Below are 24,886 nucleotides of genomic sequence, written 5' to 3' on the forward strand. Positions count from 1 at the left end.
GAGGGATCAATGACAGCAGTCTCGGAACAGGCGCCGGCCAACAGGCTGCGCAAAAACAGTCTTGGCGTCGGCGCCATCACCTTCATGGTGATTTCGGCGGCCGCACCGCTTACCGCGGTCGCCGGCGGGACGCCGCTCGGCATGCTGATGGGCAATGGCGCGGGCTTTGCCGGCACCTATCTGATCGTGACGGTGCTGCTGCTTCTGTTCGCGGTCGGCTATGTCGCCATGTCACGCCATGTCGGCAATGCCGGCGCCTTCTATGCCTATGCCGCGCGCGGCCTCGGCAGCATGGCCGGCGGTGCCACGGCGCTGATCGCCATCCTATCCTACAATGCCATGCAGATCGGAGTCATGGGTCTGCTGGGTGCCGCGACATCAGGCCTGTTCGCCGGCTGGGGCATCAATCTGCCCTGGTGGGTATGGAGCTTCATCGCCATCGCGCTGGTGGCCGTGCTCGGTTACCGACAGGTCGACCTCTCCGCCAAGATCCTGACGGTGCTGGTGCTGTGCGAATATCTGGTGGTGCTGGTCCTCGACATCGCCATCCTCAAGACCGGCGGCGATGGCGGCCTGTCGGCGGCGCCGTTCAGCTGGAGCCAGATCGTCAGCGGCTCGCCGGCCATCGCCATCCTGTTCTGCTTTGCCGCCTTCATCGGCTTCGAGGCGACGACGATCTATGCCGAGGAAGCCCGTGATCCAAAGGTCACCATTCCGCGCGCTACCTATTTCTCGGTCATGCTGATCGGCGTCTTCTACATGCTCACCGCATGGCTGATGGCGGTTGGCGCCGGTGTCGACAAATTGCTGCCGACGCTGCAGGGATTGCAGGATCCGACGACCTTCCTGTTCGGCCTGTCCGACCGCTATGCCGGAACGATGCTGTCGCAGGCGATGAGCATCCTGTTCGTGTCGAGCCTGTTTGCCGGCGTGCTGGCGTTCCACAATGCGGTGGCCCGCTACATCTATGTCTCGGGCCGCGAGAAGCTGTTGCCGCAGACGATCGGCGTGACGCATTCGGTGCACCAGAGCCCGCATGTCGCTTCCGTCATCCAGAGCGTGCTCGCCGCTGTCGTCGTCGGGCTGTTTGCCGTGCTCGGCCTCGACCCGGTGCTGGCGTTATTTTCCTGGCTGACCAATGTCGCGACGCTCGGCGTCATCGTCATGATGGCGGTGGCCTCGCTGGCCGTGGTGATGTTCTTCCGCGCCAATCCATCGACGCAGGAGAACGCGATGAAGACTACCATCCTGCCCGGGCTGACCTTCATCGCCTTCGTCATCATCATCTACCTGATCGTCATCAATTTCGGCAGCCTGTCCGGGGCCGGCGGTTTCCTTGGCGTGTTCCTGCCCGGGCTGGTGCTGATCGCCGCGATCGTCGGCCTGCTGCTGGCAAGCGCGCTGAAGAGCCGCGATCCGGTCGCGTTCAAAAACCTCGGCCAGCCGCTGAAAGATTGACAAAAGCAAAGGGGCGGCGTGCCACGCCGCCCCTTACACCACAAAGGGAGTGGCGGATTTGAGCTTTGCCGAAAATATCACCGTCGAGGCATTGGAAGCCGATCCCTACCCGATCTATGCAGAACTCAGGCGCAGTGCGCCTGTCGCTTTCGTGCCGGCGGTCAATCTGTGGTTCGTCACCCGCTGGAAGGATGTCGAGAGCGTTGCCAAGTCGCCCGAGATCTTCTCCGCCGTGGTCGGCTCGTCACCGGTCGAGCGGTCCTTCGGCAAGCCCACCATCCTGACCACCGATGGCGAGACGCACAAGCAACTGCGCCAGGGCGTCGACCCGAAATACCGGCCGCGCACCGTCGCCGCCTATGCCGGCGACCTCGTGCGGTCGATTGCCGAACCTTTTCTCGAGCGGATCGCCCACCAGGGCTCCGCCGAGCTGATGGCCGATTATTTCGAGCCGGTGTCGACGCTCAGCCTGGCGCGCTCGCTCGGCCTTGCCGACATCGACATGCCGACGCTGCGCCGCTGGTTCTACGGCCTTGCCCAGGGCGCCATCAATTTCGAGAACGACCCGAAGCGGCAGGAGATCGCCGACGCAATCAGTGCCGAGGTCGGCGACGCCATCCTGCCGACGCTGGAAAGACTTGTGCGCCAGCCAGATGACTCGGCGCTGTCGCATATGCTGCATGACGGCATGCCGGAAGGCACGACGCGCCCGATCGATTTTTTGATGCCGAGCATCAAGGTGATCCTGCTCGGTGGCATGCAGGAGCCCGGACATGGCGCCGGCTCGATCCTCGCCGGCCTGCTTGCCCATCCCGAGCAGTTGCGGCAGGTGCTCGCCGATCCCGACACCTTTGTGCCCAGAGCTGTCGACGAAGGCTTGCGCTGGGTGGCGCCGATCGGCACGCAGACGCGGCAGACGACGCGGGCGGTCGAGCTTGGCGGCGTGACGATCCCTGCCGGTGCTGCCGTCGCCGCCCTCGTCTCTTCGGCAAGCCGCGACGAGAGCCGCTTTGCCGATCCCGACCGCTTCGACATCAACCGCGATGAAGGCAACCATGCCGCCTTCGGCTTCGGCCATCATTTCTGTTCGGGCCGGTTTTTCGCGCGCGAGCAGATGTGCCTCGCGGTATGGCTGCTGCTCCAACGCTTCCCCGATCTCCGCCTGGTGCCGGGCAAGGAGCCGGTGTTTCGCGGCTGGGAATTCCGCGCGCCAACCACATTGCATGTTTCCCTGGGAGTCCGTCACCCATGATCAGTCAGAATGCCATCGACACGCTGCGCAAGGCAGAGATCGGCGCGCGGGGCCTGTTCATCGATGGCGTGCAGATCGAGGCAACAAGCGGCGCAAGCCTGCCGGTGACGTCGCCGATCGACGGCCGGCCTTTCGCCAGCATCGCCGACGGCAACGCCGCCGATATCGACCGCGCCGTCAAGTCGGCGCGCAAGGCGTTCGAGAAGGGCTCGTGGTCGCGCTCAGCGCCGGCGTTTCGCAAGAAGGTGCTGACGAAATTCGCCGAACTGGTCGAAAAGCATGCCGACGAGCTGGCCGTGCTCGGCGTGCGCGACAATGGCACCGAGATCGGCATGGCCTACAAGGCCGAACCGCTGTCGACCGCCGGCACCATCCGCTACTATGCCGAGGCGATCGACAAGGTCTATGGCGAGATTGCGCCGACGGCCGACAATGTGCTGGGGCTGATCCACAAGGAGCCGCTCGGCGTCGTCGGCGTTATCGTGCCGTGGAATTTTCCGCTGATGATCGGCGCCTGGAAAATCGCGCCAGCACTTGCCGCCGGCAATTGCGTGGTGGTCAAGCCGCCGGAAATCGCTTCGCTGACGCTGCTGCGGCTGGCCGAACTGGCAAGCGAGGCCGGTTTACCTCCCGGTGTGCTTAACGTCGTCACCGGGCGTGGCGCGGTCACCGGCGAGGCGCTCGGCCTGCATATGGATGTCGACGCCATCGCCTTCACCGGTTCCGGGCCGGTCGGCCGGCGGCTGCTCGAATATTCCGCCCGCTCCAACCTGAAGCGCATCTTTCTCGAACTCGGTGGCAAGTCGCCCAACATCGTCTTTGCCGACGCCCCGGACCTGAAACAGGCGGCGGTCGTCTCGGCCAACGGCATTTTTCGCAATTCCGGCCAGGTCTGCGTCGCCGGCTCGCGCCTGCTCGTCCAGGCGTCGGTCTATGACCGCTTCATGGACGCGCTTCTCGCTGCGACCACGCGGCTCAAAGTCGGCGATCCACTCGATCTCGCCAGCGACATCGGCGCCGTTTCGAGCGCCGAGCAACTGGACAAGAACCTCGGTTTCGTCGCCAGGGCCACCGAAGAAGGCGCCCGGCTGGTCACCGGCGGCGAGCGGATGCTGACCGAGACCGGCGGCAGCTACATGGCGCCGACGATCTTCGAGAACGTCACGCAAGACATACAGCTTGCGCGTGAGGAGGTGTTCGGGCCGGTGCTCGGCGTCATGCGCTTCGAGACCGAGGAGCAGGCGATTCGGCTTGCCAATTCGACCGTCTACGGGCTTGCCTCGGCGGTCTGGACAGCCAACCTCTCCACGGCGCATCGCATGGTGCGCGCCATCAATGCCGGCGTCGTCCACGTCAACACCTATGGCGGCGCCGACATCACCGTGCCGCTCGGCGGCGTCAAGCAATCCGGCTTCGGCCGTGACAAGTCGCTGCACGCGCTGGAGAAATATCTGGAACTCAAGACGGCCTGGATCGCCCTTTGAGGCTGGCGGCTGCGCCGGTTTTTTCCGAGAATCTGACCTTGCTTCCGAAGCACAGCGGATCGAAGCCTAGCCCGCCGCGATCGATTCAATGGCGTCTCGTTCTCACTCACGCGAGAATTTTGAGAGAATATTCCCGGCTTTGGCGAGAACGGCGAAACGCGTTCTTTGATATAACAGTTAGAATTTCTGAGGATGTGACCAAGGCTAGGCAAGACGCCTCGCTGCCATGACTTCACAACCGCAGAGATCAACCATGACCGACTTCAAGAACACTTTGCCATCTTCCCCCGGGTCAACCGTCAACCGGCGCAGCGGCTTGGCTCTGCTGTTCGCCTCGGCCGTCGCGATCGGCAGCCTGATGGCGCCGAACACGTCGCTCGCCGAGGACAAGAAGGCGATCAAGGTCGGCATCATCAGCGGCGAGGACGAGGATGTCTGGCGGGTCGTCGTCGCCCAGGCGGCCGAAAAGGGCCTCGCAATAGAGACCGTGGTGTTCAACGACTACACCCAGCCCAACGAGGCGCTGGAGCGCGGCGAGATCGACGCCAACGCCTTCCAGCACCAGCCTTATCTCGACAACCAGATCAAGACTCAAGGCTACCACATCGTGCGCGTCGGCTACACCGGCGTCTGGCCGATCGGCCTCTACTCCAAGAAGTATACGAAGGTTGCCGACCTGCCCGAGGGCGCGATCGTCGGCGTGCCGAACGACCCATCCAATGAAGGCCGGGCGCTGCGCGTGCTGCAGAATGAGGGCGTGATCAAGCTCAGGGATGGCACCGGCATTCTCGCCACCACCGCCGACATCGCCGAGAATGCGAAGAAGGTGGTGATCAAGGAGCTTGACGCCGGCATCGTCGGCCGCTCGGTCGAGGATCTCGACGCGGCCGTGGTCAACACCGACTGGGCGCTGAAAAGCGGCCTGTCGCCGGAAAACCGTATCGCGCAGGAGCCCATCGCCGACAATCCGTACCGCAACTTCATCGCGGTGAAGACCGGCAACGAGAACGAGGCCTGGGTGAAGACGCTGGTGGCGTCCTACCAGAATGAGGCGGTGAAGGCCGAGTTCGACAAGGTCTACAAGGGCACCGGCCTCAGCGCCTATTGATCCTATCGTTGACCGGACGCCCGGTTCGAGAGCAACAGCGGTCCGCGCTCAGGCGCGGGCCGCGATTGCGTTTTCGGGAACAGGAATATTCATGAACCAGCACATGACGGCATCCGGGGACACCGCCGATCCGACCCGCGCCCTGCCCGACGCATCTCAGGATGTCGTGCGCCTCGTCGACCTGAAGCGCCGCTTCGGTGTGACGGCGGCGCTCGACGGCGTCTCGCTGACCGTGCGCAAGGGCGAAATCCTCGGCATTATTGGCCGCAGCGGCGCCGGCAAGTCGACGCTGATCCGTTGCCTGAACGGGCTGGAACGGCCTGACTCCGGCGAGGTGCTCATCGAGGGCCGAGAGATCAGCCGGCTCGGCGAACGCGACCTGCAGCCGTTGCGGCGGCGCATCGGCATGATCTTCCAGCACTTCAACCTGCTTTCGGCCAAGACGGTCGAGGACAACGTGGCGCTACCGCTGAAGATCGAGGGCCGGCCAAAAGCCGAGCGGCTGGCACGTGCGGCCGAACTGCTCGATCTCGTCGGCCTGTCGGAGAAAGCAAAAGCCTATCCGGCGTCACTGTCGGGCGGCCAGAAGCAGCGCGTCGGCATCGCACGGGCGCTGGCAGCACGCCCGGCGCTGCTGTTGTCGGACGAAGCCACTTCGGCGCTCGACCCGGAGACGACACGTTCGATTCTTGCCCTGCTCAAGGACATCAACCGGCAGCTTGGGCTGACCATCCTTTTGATCACCCATGAGATGGAGGTGATCCGTTCGATCGCCGACCGCGTGGCGGTAATCGACGCCGGGCGCATCGTCGAGCAAGGGCCGCTCTGGTCGGTGTTTGCCGACCCAAAATCAGACATCACCAAAAGCCTGCTCGGCGCAATCCGGCCGCAACTGCCGGCCGAACTGGCGGCCCGGCTGCTGCCGGCGGCCGGCGCGGAGACGATCCTGCGCGTGGATGTGGCCGGCGAGGCGGCAAGCGGGCCATTGCTGTCCGACCTTGCCACGGCTGTTCCAGGGGCCTTCCGCCTCGTCCATGGCGGCATCGATCATATCCAGCAGCAGCCGGTCGGCACGCTGTTCCTTTCGGTTCCCGGCAGCGATGCAAATCATCTCGCTGACATCATCACATTCCTGAAGGCCCGCAAGGCGCGGGTGGAGGTGCTTGGCCATGTCGCCAATCCTGTTTGAGCTTCTGCTGCGTTCGATCTGGGAGACGGTGCTGATGACGGCCGCCTCCGGCCTCATCTCGCTGGTGTTCGGCCTGCCGCTCGGCCTGGCGTTGATTGCCACCGAACGCGGCGGCATTGCCGAAAGCCTGTGGGTGAACCGGGCGCTGGGCGCCGTCATCAACGGCTTCCGCTCGGTGCCCTTCATCATCCTTCTGGTGGCGCTGATCCCGGTGACGCGGCTGATCGTTGGCACCTCGATCGGCACATGGGCAGCCATCGTGCCGCTGTCGATCGCGGCCACGCCCTATTACGCGCGCATCGCCGAAGTGTCGCTGCGCGAAGTCGATCGCGGGCTGATCGAGGCGGCGCGCGCCATGGGCGGCAACCGCTGGACGATCATCCGCGAGGTGCTGGTGCCAGAAGCCCTGCCCGGCATCGTCGCCGGCTTCACGGTGACGCTGGTGACGCTGATCGGTGCGTCAGCCATGGCCGGCGCGATCGGTGCCGGCGGCCTCGGCGACCTCGCCATCCGCTATGGCTATCAGCGTTTCGAGACGTCGGTGATGATCGCTGTGGTCATCGTGCTGATCATTCTGGTCTGCGGCATCCAGTGGGTGGGGGATCGGTTGGTGGCGCGGCTGGATAGACGGGGATGAGCCGGCTAACTAGATTAGCTAATGATGTCTTCGATGAGGGCTTTCAGTGGCGCCTCGGAACCAACGAAACTGTCGACCATGGCTTGGATCACGCGATCGCGGTCGAGCATGTCCGCATTGAACGGGAAGCCCGCGTGCTCGGCGAGCATGGCAAGGAATGTGAGCTGGGTGCGGCCATTGCCTTCACGAAACGGATGCACGGCATTGATCTCGGCGACTATGTGCGCCAGATGCTTAGCAAAGCTGGTGCCGTCAAGATCGGCCAGGCGCTCAGGGTTGCCTAGTTCCCGGAACACCCGCGCCATCTCGCTGGCGATGTGTTCGGGATAGCAGAACCAATTGCCGGCCTTGCCGATGCGGATGGTGCGCGTCTGACCGGCCCAGCCATATACATCCTGGAACAGGTGCCGATGCAGACCAAGGTAGTGACGGTAATCGAGTTCGCCTGCCGGCAAGGGCTCGTCAGCGCGAGTCAGGAAAAGGGCGAGTTCGACTTCATCAAGTTCGGCCTGGTCGCGGATGTCCAGCAGATTGATGAGCACCGTCGTGCCAGGGTAGCAGAGCGGGTCGAACTCGGCAGCGTAGACCAACGTCTATTTCTTTTTGCGGATTTCTTCCTTGATGAGCGAGCGTCGCTCGTCACCGGACAGTCCCCGCTGCACGCCCTGTCTGAGTACCTCACTCATACGGGGTGACAGCTTCATGCCTTCCACGGCGCTGATTTTCTCGCCGCGCGCGCTCGTCAGCACGAACTGGCCGGTCTTTGCTGAACGGCCGATTCTCGAATTAGGAGACTTCATTCGCAAACCATATCATACCCTAGGAGAGACCGAAACGATTTCCGGGACAGCTGTGCTAGCCGCGTAGTTTGGCCCCTTTCGGATCGAAGAACGGTATCGGCGCCACGACCGATCGCGTCGGCTTGCCGTCGATGACGATGCTGAGTTCGGTGCCGATCGCGGTGAACGGCAGCCGCAAATGCGCGGTGGCCAGCACCTTGCCGAGGGAATAGCCGTGGTCGCTGTAGGTGACGACGCCGGCATCCACGCCATCGGCCAGAACCCGCGCATTCATCGCGGCCGGTCTGTCGCCGTCGAGGATCAGCCCGACCCATTGCTCGTATAGACCCTTGTCGCGGACCTTGAGCAGCGCTTGCCGGCCGACGAAATCGCCCTTGTCGAACTTGATCCAGCGGTCGAGCCCGACATGAAACGGCGTGCGGGTCTCGTCCATGTCGATGCCGTGCGCCGGATAGGCCTTTTCCAGGCCGAGCGTGAACATCGCCAGCACGCCATAGGGTTTCAGGCCAAAGTCCCGGCCGGTTCGCATCACAGCGTCCCAGACGGAGGCCGCCTCGTCGGCCGGCACGAACAGTTCGAAGCCGAGTTCGCCGGTGACGCCGGTGCGCGAGATCAGCACCCGCGTGCCGTTGATATGGCCCGACGTGAACGACCAGCGCTTCAACCCGTCCAGATCGGCATCCGCAATCAATGCTTTCAGCAGGTCGCGCGAGCGCGGACCCTGGATGGTCGGGAAGGCGATGGCCGCCGTGATGTCGGTGACATAGGCCTTGCGACCCTGCGCATGATGCAACAGCCAGGGCAGCATCTTCAGGCGGTTGACCGAGCCGGTCACCAGCATGAAATGCTCCTGCGCCAGCCGGAACACGGTGAGGTCGTCCATGATGCCGCCGTCCTCCCGACAGACCGTGGAATAGCGTACCTGTCCGGGCTTCATCGCAGCGGCGTCGTTGACGATGACATGGTTGACCAGCGCCTCGGCATCCGGCCCCTTGATGTCCATCTTGCCCATGGTGCTGAGATCCTGCACGCCGACATTCTTGCGCGTGTTGAGGTGCTCGTCGGCAATGCCGGAATAGGTTTTGGCCGAGATGAAATCGCCGCCGACACGACCCATGGTCGCGCCCAACCCGACGATGCTGCTGTAGAAGGGGGAGCGCCGCTCAGCCAAGGAAGTCTCCATCACTCATTACCGTCCCGAGACCGTTTCGAAATTCGCTCTGGCGAGTCATATGATGGTGGTTTCGAGAGCCGGAGCGCAGCGGACATTCAGGTCCGTGAGCACCGGAAGCGCAGAAATCGCCTTCAGATGGCCGCCAGAGTAGAGTTTCCAAACGGTCTCAGCTGCCATAGACGTCGAAGGAAAAGTACTTGTCGTTGATTTCCTTGTATTTTCCGTTGGCGCGCAGCGCGTCGATGGCCGCATTGAGCTTGTCGGCCAGCTCCTTGTTGCCCTTCTGCAGCGCGATGCCGACGCCAGGGCCGTGAATGGCCGGATCGGCCATCAGCGTGCCGAGCAATTTGCAGCAGGCGCCGTCGGGCTTCTTCAGCCATTCGGTCAGGATGATCGAGCCGTCCATCATCGCATCGAGACGGCCATTGGCCATGTCGGTGCGGGCATCGTCTCCGGTCGGATAAGCCTTGACGGTCGAGCCTGCGTATTTCTGCTCGGCGAATTTCTGGTGGATGGTCGCGGTCTGCACGCCGAGCGCCTTGCCTTTCAGGTCATCGGGCGAAGTGCCTGCGATGGTCGAATCCTTCGGCACCGCGATAGCCGGCGGCGTCTGGTAGTATTTGTGGGTGAACTCGACCTTCTCGGCCCGCTCCGGCGTGATGGTGATGTTGATGATGGCGTCGAACTTGCCGGCCTGCAGCGCGGGGATCGAGCCGTCGAAATCCTGCACGCTGAACTCGCACTCGGCCTTCATCTCGGCGCACAGCGCCTCCCCCAAGTCGATGTCGAAACCGCCCAGCGTGCCGTCGGCACTGGCGTAATTGAAGGGCGGATAGGCGCCTTCGGTGCCGATCCTGAGTTTTTTGTCCTGGGCGGAGGCGGCGCTCGTGGCAAGGGTGAGAGCGACGGAAGCGGCAAGCACGAAACGACCGAAAAGACGCATGTTCCAGATCTCCGTTGAGCGCGAGAAGTCTACGGGCTTCCAAGCGTGCGGCGGAGACGGAAACGACATGCGCTGCGGCGATCGCGGCGCGGCGCGCGATCGCGCCATCGCGATCGGTGGTGCGTTAGCCAGCGCCCCGCTTGTTCGTCGCCGTCCGGTCGATGGCGAGTTCGCCTGCCGAGAGGACAACGCCAAATTTTTCGCTGGCTTCCTCGGCCGTATAGTAACCCAACGCCACGTCGCGCAGCACCAGATCCGGATCGCGCTGACGCGGATCGCCATAGCCACCGCCGCCCGGCGTGCCGACACGCACGCGGTCGCCGGCCTTCAAAGCGATGTCCTGCTCCTTGGACAGGTGCGGCGGTACATGTTCCTCGCCGTTGCGGACGACGGTCACCGTGTTGACCGCGCCGTCCTTGCCGCCGAGCGCACCCTGCGGGCCGAACCGGCCATGGTCCATGACGAAGGAAGCACGGGCGTCGCCACGCAGGATTTCGACCTCATAGGCGAGGCCGAAGCCACCGCGATGCTTGCCGGCGCCGCCGGAGCCCTCGCGCAAGGCGTAATGGCGGTAGAGCACCGGAAATGCCTGTTCCATGATCTCGACCGGCGGCGATTTGGAGATGCCGATAGTCGAGCAGCCATTGGTTAGGCCGTCATGGCCTGAATTGCCGCCATAGCCGCCGCCGGAGATCTGGTACATGACGTAATCGCGGTCGCGCGCCGGGTCGTTGCCGCCGAGCGCGAAATTGCCGCTGGAGCCGGCGGGAGCCGCCGTCACCTTCTCCGGCAGCGCCTGCACCATCGCAGCGAACACCGCCTCGGCGATGCGCTGGGAAACCTCGGCGGCACAACCCGATACAGGTCGCGGATATTTCGCATCGAGGAACGTGCCCTCCGGCCGCTTGACGATCAGCGGCTCGAAAGCGCCGGCGCTGATCGGCACATCGGGGAAGATGTGGCGCATGGCGAGGTAGACCGAGGACAAGGTGGTCGCCAGCACGCTGTTCATCGGCCCCGCGCAGGGCTTTGATGAACCGGCGAAATCGAAGGTCAGCGTATCGCCTTGCTTCTCGACCGCGAGCGCGATGGTCAGCGGCTCGTTGACCACCCCGTCGGAATCGACAAACGCCTGGGAGCGATAGGTGCCGTCTGGGATGGCCGCTATGTTGGCGCGCATCTGTTCGGCGGCACGGCGGCGCAGTTCGGCGATCGCCTCGACAACGGTTTCGTCACCGTAACGATCCAGGATTCCGTTGAGCCGGTCCTGGCCGATCAGCAGTGCGGCGGCCTGGGCCCTGATGTCGCCGATGCGCTGGTCGGCAACGCGGATGTTGGAGCAGATGATGGCGTAGATTTCCGGATCGAGCACGCCCTTCTTGAACAGTTTTACGGGCGGCAGCCGCAGCCCTTCCTGCTCGACCGCGGTCGCCGAGGCTGAAAATCCGCCCGGCACCGAACCGCCAATGTCGGGCCAATGGCCGGTGTTCGACAGCCAGCAGAAGATCTTGCCATTGCGGTAGACCGGCATGGCGAAGCGTACATCCATCAGATGCGTGCCGCCGAGATAGGGATCGTTGACGATATAGATGTCGCCCGGCTCCGGGGCCAAGCAGCGGCCATCGGCGATCATCTCGACCACCGTCCTGGTCGAATACTGCATGACGCCGACGAACACCGGCAGGCCTTGGCTGCCTTGCGCGATCAGCGAGCCGTCCACGGCCGAATAGATGCCGTCGGAGCGGTCATTGGCCTCGGCGATGACAGGCGAGAAGGCGGCGCGCGAAAAGGTCAGATCCATCTCGTCGCAGACTTGCTGCAGAGCCGCCTGGAGGACCGAAAGGGTGATGGCGTCGAGTTTTTCCATCTCAGGCCTCGCCGATATCGATGATGATGTTGCCGTCAGCGTCGCTGCGTGCGCGGTCGCCGGGTTCGAGCACGGTGGTGGCGTCCATTTGTTCGAGGATCGCCGGGCCTTCGATGACCGCGTCGAGCGGCAGTTTTTCGCGTGCGTATACTGGCGTGTCGTGCCAGCGGCCGGCATACCAGACCGGCCGGATTTCGCGCCGCGCCTCGTCGAGCGTTTTTTCGCGGCCTGCCGGGTCGATCAATCGGGAAAGATCTATCGCCGGGCGGACGCCGGTGACCGATGTGTTGAGGTTGACAAGATTGGCGCGGATTTCCGGCAGCTCGACCTTGAAGCGGGCGAAATAGGCCTCTTCGAAAAGAAGCTGCAGCGTCGCCCGCGTCACCGACGACGACGGCAGCGCCACATTGATGATGTGGGTCTGGCCGACGAACTGCATGTCGGCGGAGTGGGTGACGCGGATCGTCTCCGGCTTCACAGCTTCCTTGGCTATCAGCTCCTCGCCTTCGTTTCGGTGCCGTTCCAATATCTCGTAAAGGTGCTTTTCGTCGAGGACCGCCACCGGCTGGTTGATGGTGTTGACGAAGTCGTGGCGCAGATCGGCAACGACGCAGCCGAGCGCGTTGGTGATGCCGGGACGCGCAGGCACCAGCACCCGGGGCAGGCCGAGTTCGCGCGCCAGAGCGGTCGCATGCAGCGGACCCGCCCCGCCAAAGGCAAACAGCGCGAAATCTCTGGGATCGTGGCCGCGCGACACCGAGACCATGCGGATGGCGCCGGCCATCTTCATGTTGCCGAGCCGCAGCACCGCGCCCGCCGCCTCGACGCCGGACAGGCCGGTCGGCTTGCCGATCTTTTCCTCGAAGATGCCGGTGACGCGCTCTGATGTGACCGGGTTTTCGACCGCCAGCAGCTTCTTCGGCGCCAGCCGGCCGAGCACGAGGTTGGCGTCGGTGATGGTCGGCTCCAGGCCGCCTCGGCCGTAGCAGATCGGGCCGGGATTGGCGCCGGCACTTTCGGGGCCGATCTGGATCAGGCCGGCTGCATCGACGCGGGCGATCGAGCCGCCGCCGGCGCCGACCGTGTGCACCGCCACCATCGGCACATGGATCGGCATCGCATATTCGATCTCGATCTCGTTCGAGACAGCCGGCTCGGCATTGCGGATCATCGCCACATCGGTCGAGGTGCCGCCCATGTCGTAGGTGACGAGGTTTTCGAAGCCGGCGCGCTTGCCCGTATAGGCGGCGGCGATGACGCCCGAGGCCGGGCCGGACATCACGGTCTTGGCCGACTCACGTGTGACGAAGCGTGCCGAGATCATGCCGCCATTGCCGTTCATGATCAGGAAGTCGCGGGCATAGCCTTTTGCAGCCAATTCCTTGCGCAGCCGCTCGACATAGCGCTCAAGGATCGGCTGCACGGAGGCGTTGACCGAGGCGGTGACGCCGCGCTCGAATTCGCGTGCTTCCGACAGCAATGCATGGCCTGCCGTGATGTAGCCGTTCGGCCAGGATTCCGCGGCGATTTCGACGGCACGCCGTTCATGTGCCGGGTTGGCGTAGGAATGCAGGAAATGGATGACAAGGGATTCGCAACCGGCCGCGATCAGCGCCTGCACGGCGTCGCGCATCTCCGCCTCGTCGAGCGGCGTGCGTATCGCGCCCGAAGCCTCGACGCGCTCCGACACTTCGAGCCTGAGATTGCGCGGAATGATCGGCACGAAGCTGCCGGTCATGCCATAGGCCTGCGGCCGCGTCCGCCGACCAAGCTCGATCACGTCGCGAAAGCCGCGCGTGGTGATCATGCCGGTTTTGGCCAGCCGGCGTTCGAGCACCGCATTGGTGGTGGTGGTGGTGCCATGCACGATGAGGTCGATGCCGTCGATCGGAAATCCGGTGGCGCCGAGTGCCGAAACGACACCGAACGCCTGGTTGTCGACCGTGGTCGGCGTCTTGGCTAGATACACCCTGCCACCATCGCGTCCGTCGATCAGGAGCAGGTCGGTGAAGGTGCCGCCGACATCGATACCGGCAACGACATTTCCCTGGGAATCGCGCGCTTGCGCCGAAAAATTCTCTTTCATCGTCGAAACCCGAAATGCACGGACTACGGATATGCGTCAGTTTGGAAAGCTGTTTTAAGGGAGCACCTTGACGCAAATATCGTTTGTATACTAATAAATTCCGGACACAAGAGCTTGCCGCTTTGCAGTGTGCGAACAGCACGCCGGAACCTGAATGGTTCGGGCGTGCAGGTGAAGGTTTGGCGCCCGCGTCCGTGAGTTGGGCCAGAAGGTTGGATTTGATGAACACCACATCCGCTCTCAACACCGTCGGTGCCCGCCCGCTGCAGTTCCCGATTCCGGCCAACGTCTATGCCGAGACCGTCGTCTCGGTGAAGCACTACACCGACCGGCTGTTCTCGTTCCGCATCACACGTCCGCAGTCGCTGCGTTTCCGCTCCGGCGAGTTCGTCATGATCGGCCTGCCCAATGCCGAGAAGCCGGTTTACCGCGCCTATTCGGTGGCGAGCCCAGCCTGGGACGAAGAGCTGGAATTCTTCTCGATCAAGGTGCCGGACGGCCCGCTGACCTCGGAACTGCAGAAGATCCAGGTCGGCGACACCGTCATCATGCGGCAGAAGTCGACCGGCACTTTGGTGGTCGACGCGCTGACGCCGGCCAAGCGGCTGTTCATGATCTCGACCGGCACCGGCATAGCGCCTTTCGCCAGCCTGCTGCGCGACCCCGACACCTATGAGAAATTCGATCAGCTGATCCTGACCCATACCTGCCGCGACAACGCCGAATTGACCTACGGCCAGGAATTGGTGGCGGCGCTGGAAAGCGATCCGCTGATCGGCGAACTGACCACTGGGCGCGTCACGCTCTACAATTCGACGACCCGCGAAGAGTCGGCCTGCATGGGCCGCATCACCGCGCTGATCGGCTCCGGCAAGTTCTATAGCGATCTCGGTATCGACAAGCTCAACCCGGAAACCGACCGCATCATGATCTGCGGCTCGATGCACATGCTGAAGGACGTCAAGGAGCTGGCCGAAAGCCTCGGTTTCGAGGAAGGCTCGCTGAGCCATCCAGCGACCTTCGTTGTCGAGCGCGCTTTCGTCGGCTGAGCCGCACCTAACATCTCGCAGTCTACGTTTTGACTGCACGGTCAAAAATTGCTGCTTCCGCCGCCTTTTTCGATTATGACCGCCCGCAGGACTCGTGAAGTGCAACTTCACGGGCTATCTTCGGCACACGTCGCTGAATGAAAGGGCAGGAGATGAGCAGCACAATCCGCGAAGCCGACGTCGGCTCGTCCAAGGTGACGCCGCTGCCGGCGCGCGCCGCCGCCAATACCCCCCTCCCGCACGACCATCGCATTGCGCGCAATCCAGGCATGAAGCTCGACCTCGGCTTCATGGAATCGGTGCGCAGCGTCAATCGCTCGGCGCTTGAACGCCGTGTTGCCAGCCTGACCAAGCGACGCTCGATCAAGGCCGACAACCAGGCGGCCTGGCTGCTAAAGGCCGTCGCCTGCATGGATCTGACGACGCTGAATTCCAACGACACCGAGGAGCGCGTGCGCCGGCTCTGCGCCAAGGCGATCAATCCGTTCCGCCGCGACATTGTCGAAGGTCTCGGCATATCGGGTGAAACCATCCGCCCGGCCGCCGTCTGCGTCTACCATCCCTTCGTCGCCACCGCCGTCGATGCGGTGCGCGGCACCGGCATCCATGTCGCCGCCGTCTCCACCGCCTTCCCGCATGGCCTGGCCCCCCTGTCGACCCGCCTGCAGGAGATCGAGGCCTCGGTCCGCGACGGCGCCGACGAGATCGACGTCGTCATTCCGCGCGGCCTGGTGTTCGGCGCCAAGTGGCGCGAGCTTTACAATGAGATCGTCTCGATGCGCGCCGCCTGCGGTGACGCGCATCTGAAGGTCATCCTCGGCACCGGCGACCTCGCCACGCTGCGCAATGTCATGCTGGCCTCGATGGTGGCGATGATGGCGGGCGCCGACTTCATCAAGACCTCGACCGGCAAGGAAAGCGTCAATGCGACGCTGCCCGTCGGCCTCGCCATGGTGCGCGCCATCAGGGCCTATTTCGAAGAGACCGGCTATCTCATCGGGTTCAAGCCGGCCGGTGGCATTTCCACGGCCAAGGTCTCGCTCGACTGGCTGGTGCTGATAAAGGAAGAACTCGGCCGGCCGTGGCTGGAGCCCGAGCTGTTCCGCTTCGGCGCGTCGAGCCTTTTGACCGACATCGAGCGCCAGCTCGAGCACCATCTGACCGGACACTATTCGGCCAATCATCGCCACGCGATGGCTTGAGCGCACCACACCCACCCCGATCGGCTATGCCGATCGACCCTCCCCACAAGGGGGAGGGTGAAGGAGGCCCCTGATGAACATTCTCGAACGCTATCACGCCATGGAGTACGGCCCGGCGCCGGAAGCCCGCAACGAGGCCGATGCGTGGCTTGCCGCGCGCGATTTCGGCAAGGCGCTGTTCATCGGCGGCGACTGGAAAGCCGCGTCCGGCGGCAAGACCTTCGAGACCAGCGACCCCTCATCCGGCAAGCTGCTGGCCAAGGTCTCGGACGCCAGTGCCGCCGATATCGACGCGGCGGTTGCGGCCGCCGCCAAGGCGCTGCCGAAATGGTCGGCCGCCTCAGGCTATCAGCGCGCCAAGGTGCTTTATGCCATCGGCCGCGCCATGCAGCGGCATCAGCGGCTGTTCGCAGTGCTGGAGACAATCGACAACGGCAAGCCTATCCGCGAAAGCCGCGATATCGACGTGCCGCTGGCGATCCGCCATTTCATCCACCATGCCGGCTGGGCGCAGGCGCTGGACAAGGATTTCCCCGGCCATAAGGGTGTCGGCGTGGTCGGCCAGATCATCCCGTGGAACTTTCCGCTGCTGATGCTGGCCTGGAAGATCGCGCCTGCGCTCGCCGCCGGCTGCACGGTGGTGCTGAAGCCAGCCGAGTTCACGCCGCTGACATCAATCCTGTTCGCCGAGATCTGCGAACGCGCCGGCGTGCCGAAGGGCGTCGTCAACATCGTCCAGGGCGGCCCTGAGGCAGGCGTCGCCATCGTCAACCATCCCGGCATCCAGAAGATTGCCTTCACCGGCTCTTCCGAGGTTGGCAAGATCATTCGCAAGGCGACCGCCGGCTCGGGCAAGAAACTGTCTCTCGAGCTGGGCGGCAAGTCGGCCTTCATCGTCTTCGAGGATGCCGATCTCGACAGCGCCGTCGAAGGCCTGGTCGACGGCATCTGGTTCAACCAGGGCCAAGTCTGCTGCGCCGGCTCGCGGCTGCTGGTGCAGGAAGGCATAGCCGACGCCCTGATCGCCAAGGTCAAGACGCGGATGAGCCGGCTGCGCGTCGGCAGCCCGCTGGACAAGAACACCGATATCGGCCCGCTCGTCGACTTGACCCAGCTTGACCGCGTCAAGGGGCTGGTTGCCGAAGGCGCCAGACAGGGCGCCGTCTGCTGGCAGCCGGATGCGGCGCTGCCGTCCTCCGGCTACTACCATCTGCCGACGCTCGCCACCGGTGTTTCGCCGGCTAACATCTTGGCTCAGGAGGAGGTCTTCGGCCCGGTCTTGGCGACCATGACCTTCCGCAATACCGAGGAAGCGATCGAGCTTGCCAACAATACGCGCTACGGGCTGGCCGCCTCGGTGTGGAGCGAAAACGTCAATCTGGCCCTGCACGTCGCGCCGCAGCTCAAGGCCGGCGTCGTCTGGGTCAACGGCACCAACATGTTCGATGCCGCCTGTGGCTTCGGTGGCTACCGCGAAAGCGGATTCGGGCGCGAAGGCGGGCGCGAGGGCATGTTCGAATATCTCACGGCGAAGCTGCCGCTCGGCCCGGTCATCAGACCGGCGACGGTCTCGGCGCAACCGGTCGAGCAATCCGACGGCGGCGCGATCGACCGCACGGCAAAGCTGTTCATCGGCGGCAAGCAGGTTCGCCCGGATGGCAAATATTCGCTCGCCATCGCCACCGCCAAGGGCAAGCTTGCCGGCGAAGTCGGGCTCGGCAGCCGCAAGGATATCCGCGATGCCGTCTCTGCCGCCCGCGGTGCCAAGGCCTGGCCGGAGGCGACCGCCTATAACAGGTCCCAGGTGCTCTATTATCTGGCCGAGAACCTTTCCGGCCGTGCCGGCGAGTTCGCCGCCCGTCTCACCGAATTGACCGGCGCTACGCCCAAGGCCGCGCGGGAAGAAGTAGAACAGTCGATCGAGCGGCTGTTCCTCTATGCCGGCCTTGCCGACAAGTTCGAGGGCCGCGTGCACCAGCCGCCGGCGCGTGCTGTGACATTGGCGCTGCACGAGCCGGTCGGCGTCGTCGGCATCGTCGCCCCCGATAGCTCGCCGCTGCTCGGCCTGATCTCGCTGGTCGCACCGGCGCTGGCCATGGGCAACACGGTGGTGGCAGTGCCGTCCGAGCGCTATCCGCTGCTGGCGACCGATCTCTACCAGGTCATCGAATATTCCGATGTGCCGGCCGGCGCCATCAACATCGTTACCGGCCGCAGCGCCGAACTTGCCGGCGTGCTGGCCAAGCATGACGATGTCGACGGGCTCTGGGTGTTCGCCGATGCGGAGACCTGCGCCAAGGCGGAAGCCGAGTCCATCGGCAACCTCAAGCGGGTCTGGAGCGGCAATGGCCGCGGCCTCGACTGGGCATCCGACGAAGCCGCCGGCGACGCCTTCCTGCGCCGCGCCGTCGAGGTCAAGAATGTCTGGGTGCCTTACGGGGATTGATGTCCCGCCGGTGCTGTTGAGATCGTGTTCGGGCTTGACGCACGGACAGATGTTCTTTAAGGAGAAAAAACATCTTTATCAGTGAACGGTCAACGGCGCAGGCTGCACGATCACGCGTGACTGGCACATGACGCCTTGGCCAGCCGCAGGTAGACCCGGACTATCCCCAGTGGACGAGGAGAGCAGTATGGCGGACCTGGCAGGCAAGGTCGTTGTCGTCACGGCAGCGGCGCAAGGCATCGGCAGGGCGAGCGCACTGGCCTTCGCAAAGGCTGGCGCCATCGTCCATGCCACCGACATCAACGAGGCACTGCTGGCGGAACTCGCCAAGACGCCGGGGATCAAGGCCCGCAAGCTGGACGTGCTCAACGACGAAGCCGTCAACGCCGCCTTCGCCGAGATCGGTGTCGTCGACGTGCTGTTCAATTGCGCCGGTTTCGTCCATTCAGGCTCGATCCTCGAGATGAAGGAAGCCGATCTCGATTTCGCGCTGAACCTCAATGTTCGCGCCATGATCCGCACCAGCCGGGCCGTGCTGCCTGGCATGCTGGAACGCGGCGACGGATCGATCATCAACATGGCCTCGCTGGCCAGTTCCACCAAGGGTGTGCCCAACCGCTTCGTCTATGGCCTGACCAAGGCCGCCGTCATCGGCCTGACCAAGGCGATCGCCGCCGACTATGTCGGTAAGGGCATACGCTGCAACGCCATCTGTCCCGGCACGGTCGAGAGTCCGTCGCTGCAGGACCGCATGCATGCGCAAGGCGACTACGATGCCGCCCGCGCCGCCTTCATCGCCCGCCAGCCGATGGGACGGCTCGGCACGCCGGAGGAGATCGCCGATCTCGCCGTCTACCTGGCCGGCGCCACCTATACGTCAGGGCAGGCCTACAATATCGACGGCGGCTGGTCGATCTGACTGCGGAAATCTTGCGCGAGCAGGACGATCTGGCCCTTTCCCGGCGTTTAACAGGGGATCGAAGAGTCTGAAAATCCCGCGCGCCGGCTATCTTGCATGGCGATCGCGCTTGTCCGTAGTCAGGTCGATGGGTACGGTCCGCCGGTTCCTTGAGGAGCAATCGCCTTGGCGGAAAGTTTGCAAAAGGCCGCGAGGCCGCAATCAGGAGAAGGATTTAGATGAAACTGCTGCGCTATGGCGAGGTGGGAAGCGAACGTCCCGGCCTGCTCGATGGGGATGGAACGATCCGTGATCTGTCCGCTCACGTCACCGATATCGGTGGCAAGGCACTCGATCCGGCATCGCTGGCGGCACTCGCCAAGCTTGATCCGAAGTCGCTGCCGGCGGTTTCCGGCAGCCCGCGCCTCGGCGCCTGCGTTGCCGGCACCGGCAAGTTCATCTGTATCGGCCTGAACTATTCCGACCATGCCGCCGAGACCGGCGCCACCGTACCGCCGGAGCCGATCATCTTCATGAAGGCAAGCTCGGCCATTGTCGGGCCGGACGACGACGTGCTGATCCCCCGCGGCTCGGAGAAGACCGACTGGGAAGTCGAGCTGGCCGTGGTCATCGGCAAGACCGCCAAATATGTCAGCGAGTCCAATGCGCTCGACTATGTCGCCGGCTATAGCGTTGCCCACGATGTCTCCGAACGCGCCTTCCAGGCCGAGCGGCAGGGCCAGTGGACCAAAGGCAAGAGCTGCGACACGTTCGGCCCGACCGGCCCATGGCTGGTGACCAAGGACGAGGTAGCCGATCCGCAGAACCTCAAAATGTGGCTGACCGTCAACGGCAAGACGATGCAGAACGGCTCGACCAAGACCATGGTCTATGGCGTCAAATATCTGGTTTCCTATCTCAGCCAGTTCATGTCGCTGCACCCCGGCGACATTATTTCGACAGGCACACCGCCCGGCGTTGGTCTCGGCATGAAGCCGCCGGTGTTCTTGAAGGCTGGCGACGTGGTAGAGCTGGGTATCGAAGGGTTGGGCCAGCAGAAGCAGACGTTCAAGGCTGACGTTTAGGGGCGCCGACTCCCCTTCTCCCCTTGCGGGAGAAGGGGAGAGCGCAAAGCCGCGCTACTTCAGCACCTTCCCATCAGCACCAAACCGATACGTCTTCGCCGGATCCGGCGTAGCATAGAGTGTGGCGCCCGGTTCGGCATCATAGACACCGAAAATCCTGACCGTGATCAGCCCGGCCTTCTCGCAATCGAGATAGAGATTGGTGTCGGCGCCGAGATGCTCGGCGTGCACCACCGTTCCCTTCCAGGCACCGGATTTCGGATCGACGGTCAGATGTTCCGGCCGCACGCCTATGGTCTTGGCGGTTTCACCGAGCCTGGCGCCGTCGACGAAGTTCATCTTCGGCGAGCCGATGAAGCCGGCGACGAACTCGTTTGCGGGCGAATTGTAGAGTTCCATCGGACCGCCGATCTGCTCGATTTTCCCAGCGTTCAGCACCACGATCTTGTCGGCCAGCGTCATCGCCTCGACCTGGTCGTGGGTGACGTAGATCATCGTCGCCTTCAGCCGGCGATGCAGCTGCGCGATCTCCAGCCTTGTGTTGACGCGCAGTGCCGCATCGAGGTTGGACAATGGCTCGTCGAAGAGAAAAAGCTTGGGTTCGCGCACCACGGCGCGGCCAATGGCGACGCGCTGGCGCTGGCCGCCGGAGAGTTCGGCCGGCCGCCTTTCGAGATAGGGTTCCAGCGACAGCATCGCCGAGGCGATGCCGATGCGACGCTCGATCTCCGGGGCGGGCGTGCCGGCCTGCTTGAGCCCGAGGCCCATATTGTTCTTCACCGTCAGATGCGGATAGAGCGCATAGGTCTGGAACACCATGGCGATGCCGCGCTTGGCCGGCGGCGTGGCCGAGACGTCCGCGCCGTCGATGACGACGCGGCCCGAAGTCGAATCCTCCAGTCCGGCGATGACCCGGAGCAGGGTCGACTTGCCGCAGCCGGACGGCCCGACGAAGACAACGAACTCGCCGTCGTTCACTTCGAGGTTGATGCCCTTCAGCACCTCGACCGGCCCGAAGGCCTTCTTCACGTTCTCGATGTTCAGCGAGCCCACGGCTTCGTCCCTGTTCTAGAGTTTGACGGCTGCGCCACTGCGCACGCTCTCATCGGCGGCAAGGCAGACGGCGAGCGATTTGACCGCGTCGTCCATGTGTTTGGTGAGATCCAGATCCTCGCGGATCGCCTTCAGCACGAAGGCCTGTTCGAGGTCGCACAGGTCCTGATGGCCGGGTTCGCCCTCCATCGACAGCATTTCGTCCGGCTTGACGAACCTGCCGTCCGCACCGGTCGCGGCGCTGTGCAGGCGGATGGTCGAGGTCTTGGTGTGGGTGTCGATGTCATCCGACTTCACACCCTCCTTCATGACGATCGACACGCAGCCATTCGGCGAGATGACGTCCTTCACGAAGAAGGCCGTCTCCGAAATCATCGGTCCCCAGCCGGCCTCATACCAGCCGACCGACCCGTCATCGAACAGCACCTGCAGATGGCCGTAATTGTACATCGAGGGCGCAACCTCTTCAGTCAGCCGCACGCCCATGCCGCGCACCTCGACCGGCTTCGCATCGGTGATCTGCAGCATGACGTCGAGATAGTGCACGCCGCAATCGACGATCGGCGAGGTCGTCTGCATCAATTGCTTGTGCGTCTCCCAGGTATGGCCTGAGGATTGCTGGTTGAGGTTCATGCGGAAGACGTAGGGGCCGCCGAGCTTGCGCGCTTCGGCGATCAGCCTGATCCAGGACGGGTGATGGCGCAGGATGTAGCCGATCACCAGCTTCCTGCCGTTGGCCTTGGCCGCCGCGACGACGCGCTTGGCGTCGGCCACCGTCGTTGCCAACGGCTTCTCGACGAAGACGTGGCAGCCGGCCTCGAACGCCTTCACCGCGTAATCGGCATGGCTGTCGGAATAGGTGGCGATGCAGGCGACATCGGGTTTTTCGTCGCGCAGGGCGTCATCGAAGGAGCGCCTGATGCCGTAACCCGACAGCCCGTCCGGCAAGGGCACGTCGGAGCGGTTGACCAGCGCCGCGATCTGGAAACCTGGATTGGTGTGATAGGCCAGCGCATGGCTGCGACCCATATTGCCAAGCCCGGCGACGACGACGCGAAGAGGTGTTTCAGAGTTCACCGAGCTGCTCCAGATATCCGTATTGCTCTCGTCGAGGTCGCATCACCCCGCCCGGCGCTGGGCGCCGACCTCCGCGAAGCGCCGGGTGGGGTGAAGCGCCGGCCTAACGGGTTCACTTGACTGCCCCCGATGTGATGCCGCGGATCAGCTGCCGCGAGAAGATGACGTAGAGGATCAGCACGGGCATGATCGCCAGCGACAGCGCGGCCAGGATGGCGTTCCAGTTGGTGACGAACTGGCCGAGGAACAGCTGCGCGCCGAGCGTCACCGTCTTGGTCTCCTCCGACGGCGCCAGGATCAGCGGGAACCACAGATCGTTCCAGATCGGGATCATGGTGAAGACAGCGACCGTCGCCATCGATGGCCTGACCAGCGGCAGCACCAGCCGGAAGAAGATGGTGTATTCGGACAGGCCGTCGATACGGCCGGCATTCTTCAGATCGTCGGACACCTGCTTCATGAATTCCGACAGGATGAAGACGGCAAGCGGCAGGCCTTGCGCGGTGTAGACCAGGATCAGCGCCGTCAGCGTGTTGACCAGCCCGCTCGCCACCATCAATTGCAGGATGGCGACGGTGCCCAGCCGGATCGGGATCATGATGCCCAGCGCCAGATAGAGCCCCATCAACGAATTGCCGCGAAAGCGGTACTCCGACAGAGCGAAGGCTGCCATGGCGCCGAACAAGAGCACGAAGAACAGCGAGGCGACGGTGACGACTAGGCTGTTCTGGAAATAGTGGATGAAGTCGCCCTGGCCGATCACGGTCGTGTAGCCGATCAGGTCGAAGGTTTTTGGCGTCGGCGGCGTCAATGGCGCGCCGAAGATGCCCGCGCGCGACTTGAATGAGTTCATGATGACGAGGATCACCGGAAACAGTGCGATCATCGTGTAGGTCAACAGGATCGCGTGGGCGCCGATGGTGCGGGGCATGGAACGGGTGGCGGTGCTCATCTCTTGCCTCCTCAGAACTGGTAGCGACGCAGGCGCGTCTGCACGAGGAAGAGATAGACGCAGACGCCGCCAAGGATGATCAGGAACATCATCGTGGCGATCGCCGCGCCCATGTTGGGATCGCCGACCTGCAGCTGGAAGCCGAAGAAGGCGCGGTAGAGGAAGGTGCCGAGAATGTCGGTCGAGTAGTTCGGACCGGCGAGCGCGCCTTGCGCGGTGTAGATCAGGTCGAAGGCGTTGAAATTGCCGACGAAGGTCAGGATCGAGATGATGCCGATCGACGGCAGGATCAGCGGCAGCTTGATCTTCCAGAACTGCGACAGGCCGGTAATCCCATCGCATTCGGCGGCCTCGATCACCTCTTCGGGAATCGACAACAGGGCGGCGTAGATCAGCATCATCGGGATGCCGACGAACTGCCACACCGAGATGAGGCTGAGCGCGGTCAGCGCATATTGCTCCTTGCCGAGCCACGGCGTGAACAGGCTTTTCAGGCCGACGAGATCCATCAGATGCGGCGCCACGCCCCACAGTGGCGACAGGATCAGCTTCCAGGCGAAGCCGACGATGACGAAGGACAAGATGGTCGGCACGAAGATCGCCGTCCGATAGAAGGCCGCGAATCTGAGTTTGGGACTGGACAGCAGGGCGGCCAGCATGACGCCGATCGGGTTCTGCACCAGCATGTGGATGATGAAGAACCAGGTGTTGTTCCTGAGCGCGTTCCAGAAGCCCACCGACCAGTTGGGGTCGCCGAACAGCATGCGGAAGTTTTCCAGCCCGACGAAGACCTGGTGCTGCTCGATGTTGCGGAACAGCGACAGCTGCAGCGTGCCGGCGAGCGGCAGGATCATGATCGCCGTGTAGACGAGCACCGCCGGCGCCAGGAAGATGCCGATGTGCCAGCGGAACGGTCTTTTCGGTCTGATATCTGCGGCCATGAGTTCGGTCCCCGCCGTCTCTCGGTTCCAAAGGGTGTCGATCTAGATGATGCCTCGATACACGGCCCGAACACTCTCGCCCGATGCGGCAAGAACAAAGGCCTGCGACTGATCAGCTAGCCTTTCCCCACAAAGGGAGGGTAAGGCCGAGAGGCGGTGCCGACAATCGGTATCTGAATGGACGC

21 protein-coding genes are annotated in these 24,886 nt (G+C 63.7%); 11 read left to right on the forward strand and 10 right to left on the reverse strand.

Features of this window, described 5'->3' with window-relative positions:
• Window positions 1-9: 9 nt before the first annotated feature.
• From LB558_RS09720 to LB558_RS09745, 6 genes are all read left to right on the forward strand, one after another.
• Window positions 10-1,458 carry an APC family permease gene (locus LB558_RS09720; protein WP_224697359.1) on the forward strand — a complete coding sequence of 483 codons (1,449 nt, stop codon included), beginning with the start codon at window positions 10-12 and terminating at the stop codon, window positions 1,456-1,458.
• Window positions 1,459-1,516: 58 nt separating this feature from the next.
• On the forward strand, window positions 1,517-2,710 hold the full coding sequence (locus tag LB558_RS09725) for a cytochrome P450 (RefSeq protein ID WP_224697360.1): 1,194 nt from the start codon (window positions 1,517-1,519) through the stop codon (window positions 2,708-2,710).
• Window positions 2,707-4,194 (forward strand): aldehyde dehydrogenase, encoded by a 1,488-nt coding sequence (locus tag LB558_RS09730; protein WP_224697361.1) that lies wholly within the window; start codon window positions 2,707-2,709, stop codon window positions 4,192-4,194. The genes LB558_RS09725 and LB558_RS09730 overlap by 4 nt, the downstream gene beginning before the upstream one ends.
• Before the next feature lie 253 nt (window positions 4,195-4,447).
• Entirely contained in the window at window positions 4,448-5,302 is an 855-nt protein-coding gene (locus LB558_RS09735; RefSeq protein WP_224697362.1) for a MetQ/NlpA family lipoprotein, read from the forward strand.
• A gap of 91 nt (window positions 5,303-5,393) precedes the next feature.
• Entirely contained in the window at window positions 5,394-6,491 is a 1,098-nt protein-coding gene (locus LB558_RS09740) for a methionine ABC transporter ATP-binding protein (protein WP_224697363.1), read from the forward strand.
• A complete protein-coding gene (locus tag LB558_RS09745) occupies window positions 6,472-7,128 on the forward strand; it encodes a methionine ABC transporter permease (protein ID WP_109667779.1) in 657 nt (218 codons plus the stop codon). The genes LB558_RS09740 and LB558_RS09745 overlap by 20 nt, the downstream gene beginning before the upstream one ends.
• A 14-nt stretch (window positions 7,129-7,142) precedes the next feature.
• Here LB558_RS09745 and LB558_RS09750 read toward each other — a convergent pair whose 3' ends face one another.
• The 6 genes from LB558_RS09750 to LB558_RS09775 form a co-directional block, all read right to left on the reverse strand.
• Window positions 7,143-7,718: a Fic/DOC family protein gene (locus LB558_RS09750; protein ID WP_224697364.1), complete on the reverse strand. Its 576-nt coding sequence runs from the start codon at window positions 7,716-7,718 to the stop codon at window positions 7,143-7,145.
• A 3-nt stretch (window positions 7,719-7,721) separates the two neighbouring features.
• Complete coding sequence (locus LB558_RS09755) at window positions 7,722-7,928, reverse strand: hypothetical protein (RefSeq protein ID WP_224697365.1); 207 nt, start codon at window positions 7,926-7,928, stop codon at window positions 7,722-7,724.
• Window positions 7,929-7,983: 55 nt separating this feature from the next.
• Window positions 7,984-9,099 (reverse strand): aminomethyltransferase family protein, encoded by a 1,116-nt coding sequence (locus LB558_RS09760; protein WP_224697366.1) that lies wholly within the window; start codon window positions 9,097-9,099, stop codon window positions 7,984-7,986.
• 169 nt (window positions 9,100-9,268) lie between these two features.
• The gene (locus LB558_RS09765; protein WP_224697367.1) at window positions 9,269-10,045 is read right to left on the reverse strand and encodes an ABC transporter substrate-binding protein; all 777 of its coding nucleotides are present in this window, start codon (window positions 10,043-10,045) and stop codon (window positions 9,269-9,271) included.
• A gap of 124 nt (window positions 10,046-10,169) precedes the next feature.
• A complete protein-coding gene (locus LB558_RS09770; RefSeq protein ID WP_224697368.1) occupies window positions 10,170-11,912 on the reverse strand; it encodes a hydantoinase B/oxoprolinase family protein in 1,743 nt (580 codons plus the stop codon).
• 1 nt (window position 11,913) lies between these two features.
• The gene (locus LB558_RS09775) at window positions 11,914-13,998 is read right to left on the reverse strand and encodes a hydantoinase/oxoprolinase family protein (RefSeq protein WP_224697369.1); all 2,085 of its coding nucleotides are present in this window, start codon (window positions 13,996-13,998) and stop codon (window positions 11,914-11,916) included.
• Between the two features lie 221 nt (window positions 13,999-14,219).
• Between LB558_RS09775 and LB558_RS09780 the strand changes: the two genes are divergently transcribed.
• The 5 genes from LB558_RS09780 (at window position 14,220) to LB558_RS09800 (ending at window position 20,678) form a co-directional block, all read left to right on the forward strand.
• Entirely contained in the window at window positions 14,220-15,047 is an 828-nt protein-coding gene (locus LB558_RS09780) for a ferredoxin--NADP reductase (RefSeq protein WP_224697370.1), read from the forward strand.
• A gap of 152 nt (window positions 15,048-15,199) precedes the next feature.
• Entirely contained in the window at window positions 15,200-16,249 is a 1,050-nt protein-coding gene (deoC, locus tag LB558_RS09785) for a deoxyribose-phosphate aldolase (protein WP_224697371.1), read from the forward strand.
• A 73-nt stretch (window positions 16,250-16,322) separates the two neighbouring features.
• Window positions 16,323-18,695: an aldehyde dehydrogenase family protein gene (locus tag LB558_RS09790; RefSeq protein WP_224697372.1), complete on the forward strand. Its 2,373-nt coding sequence runs from the start codon at window positions 16,323-16,325 to the stop codon at window positions 18,693-18,695.
• A gap of 187 nt (window positions 18,696-18,882) precedes the next feature.
• Window positions 18,883-19,614: an SDR family oxidoreductase gene (locus LB558_RS09795; RefSeq protein WP_224697373.1), complete on the forward strand. Its 732-nt coding sequence runs from the start codon at window positions 18,883-18,885 to the stop codon at window positions 19,612-19,614.
• A gap of 218 nt (window positions 19,615-19,832) precedes the next feature.
• Entirely contained in the window at window positions 19,833-20,678 is an 846-nt protein-coding gene (locus tag LB558_RS09800; RefSeq protein WP_224697374.1) for a fumarylacetoacetate hydrolase family protein, read from the forward strand.
• A 54-nt stretch (window positions 20,679-20,732) separates the two neighbouring features.
• Here the strand turns inward: LB558_RS09800 and LB558_RS09805 are convergent, their stop codons facing one another.
• The 4 genes from LB558_RS09805 to LB558_RS09820 all read right to left on the reverse strand — a co-directional run bounded on the left by LB558_RS09805 (window position 20,733) and on the right by LB558_RS09820 (window position 24,701).
• The gene (locus LB558_RS09805; protein ID WP_318011625.1) at window positions 20,733-21,731 is read right to left on the reverse strand and encodes an ABC transporter ATP-binding protein; all 999 of its coding nucleotides are present in this window, start codon (window positions 21,729-21,731) and stop codon (window positions 20,733-20,735) included.
• A 15-nt stretch (window positions 21,732-21,746) separates the two neighbouring features.
• Window positions 21,747-22,808 (reverse strand): Gfo/Idh/MocA family protein, encoded by a 1,062-nt coding sequence (locus LB558_RS09810; protein ID WP_224697375.1) that lies wholly within the window; start codon window positions 22,806-22,808, stop codon window positions 21,747-21,749.
• Between the two features lie 112 nt (window positions 22,809-22,920).
• Window positions 22,921-23,760 carry a carbohydrate ABC transporter permease gene (locus tag LB558_RS09815; protein WP_224697376.1) on the reverse strand — a complete coding sequence of 280 codons (840 nt, stop codon included), beginning with the start codon at window positions 23,758-23,760 and terminating at the stop codon, window positions 22,921-22,923.
• A gap of 11 nt (window positions 23,761-23,771) precedes the next feature.
• Window positions 23,772-24,701: a carbohydrate ABC transporter permease gene (locus LB558_RS09820; RefSeq protein ID WP_127261473.1), complete on the reverse strand. Its 930-nt coding sequence runs from the start codon at window positions 24,699-24,701 to the stop codon at window positions 23,772-23,774.
• Between the last annotated feature and the right edge of the window lie 185 nt (window positions 24,702-24,886).

It is taken from the genome of Mesorhizobium sp. CO1-1-8 (assembly GCF_020164875.1).
Taxonomy (GTDB): domain Bacteria; phylum Pseudomonadota; class Alphaproteobacteria; order Rhizobiales; family Rhizobiaceae; genus Mesorhizobium.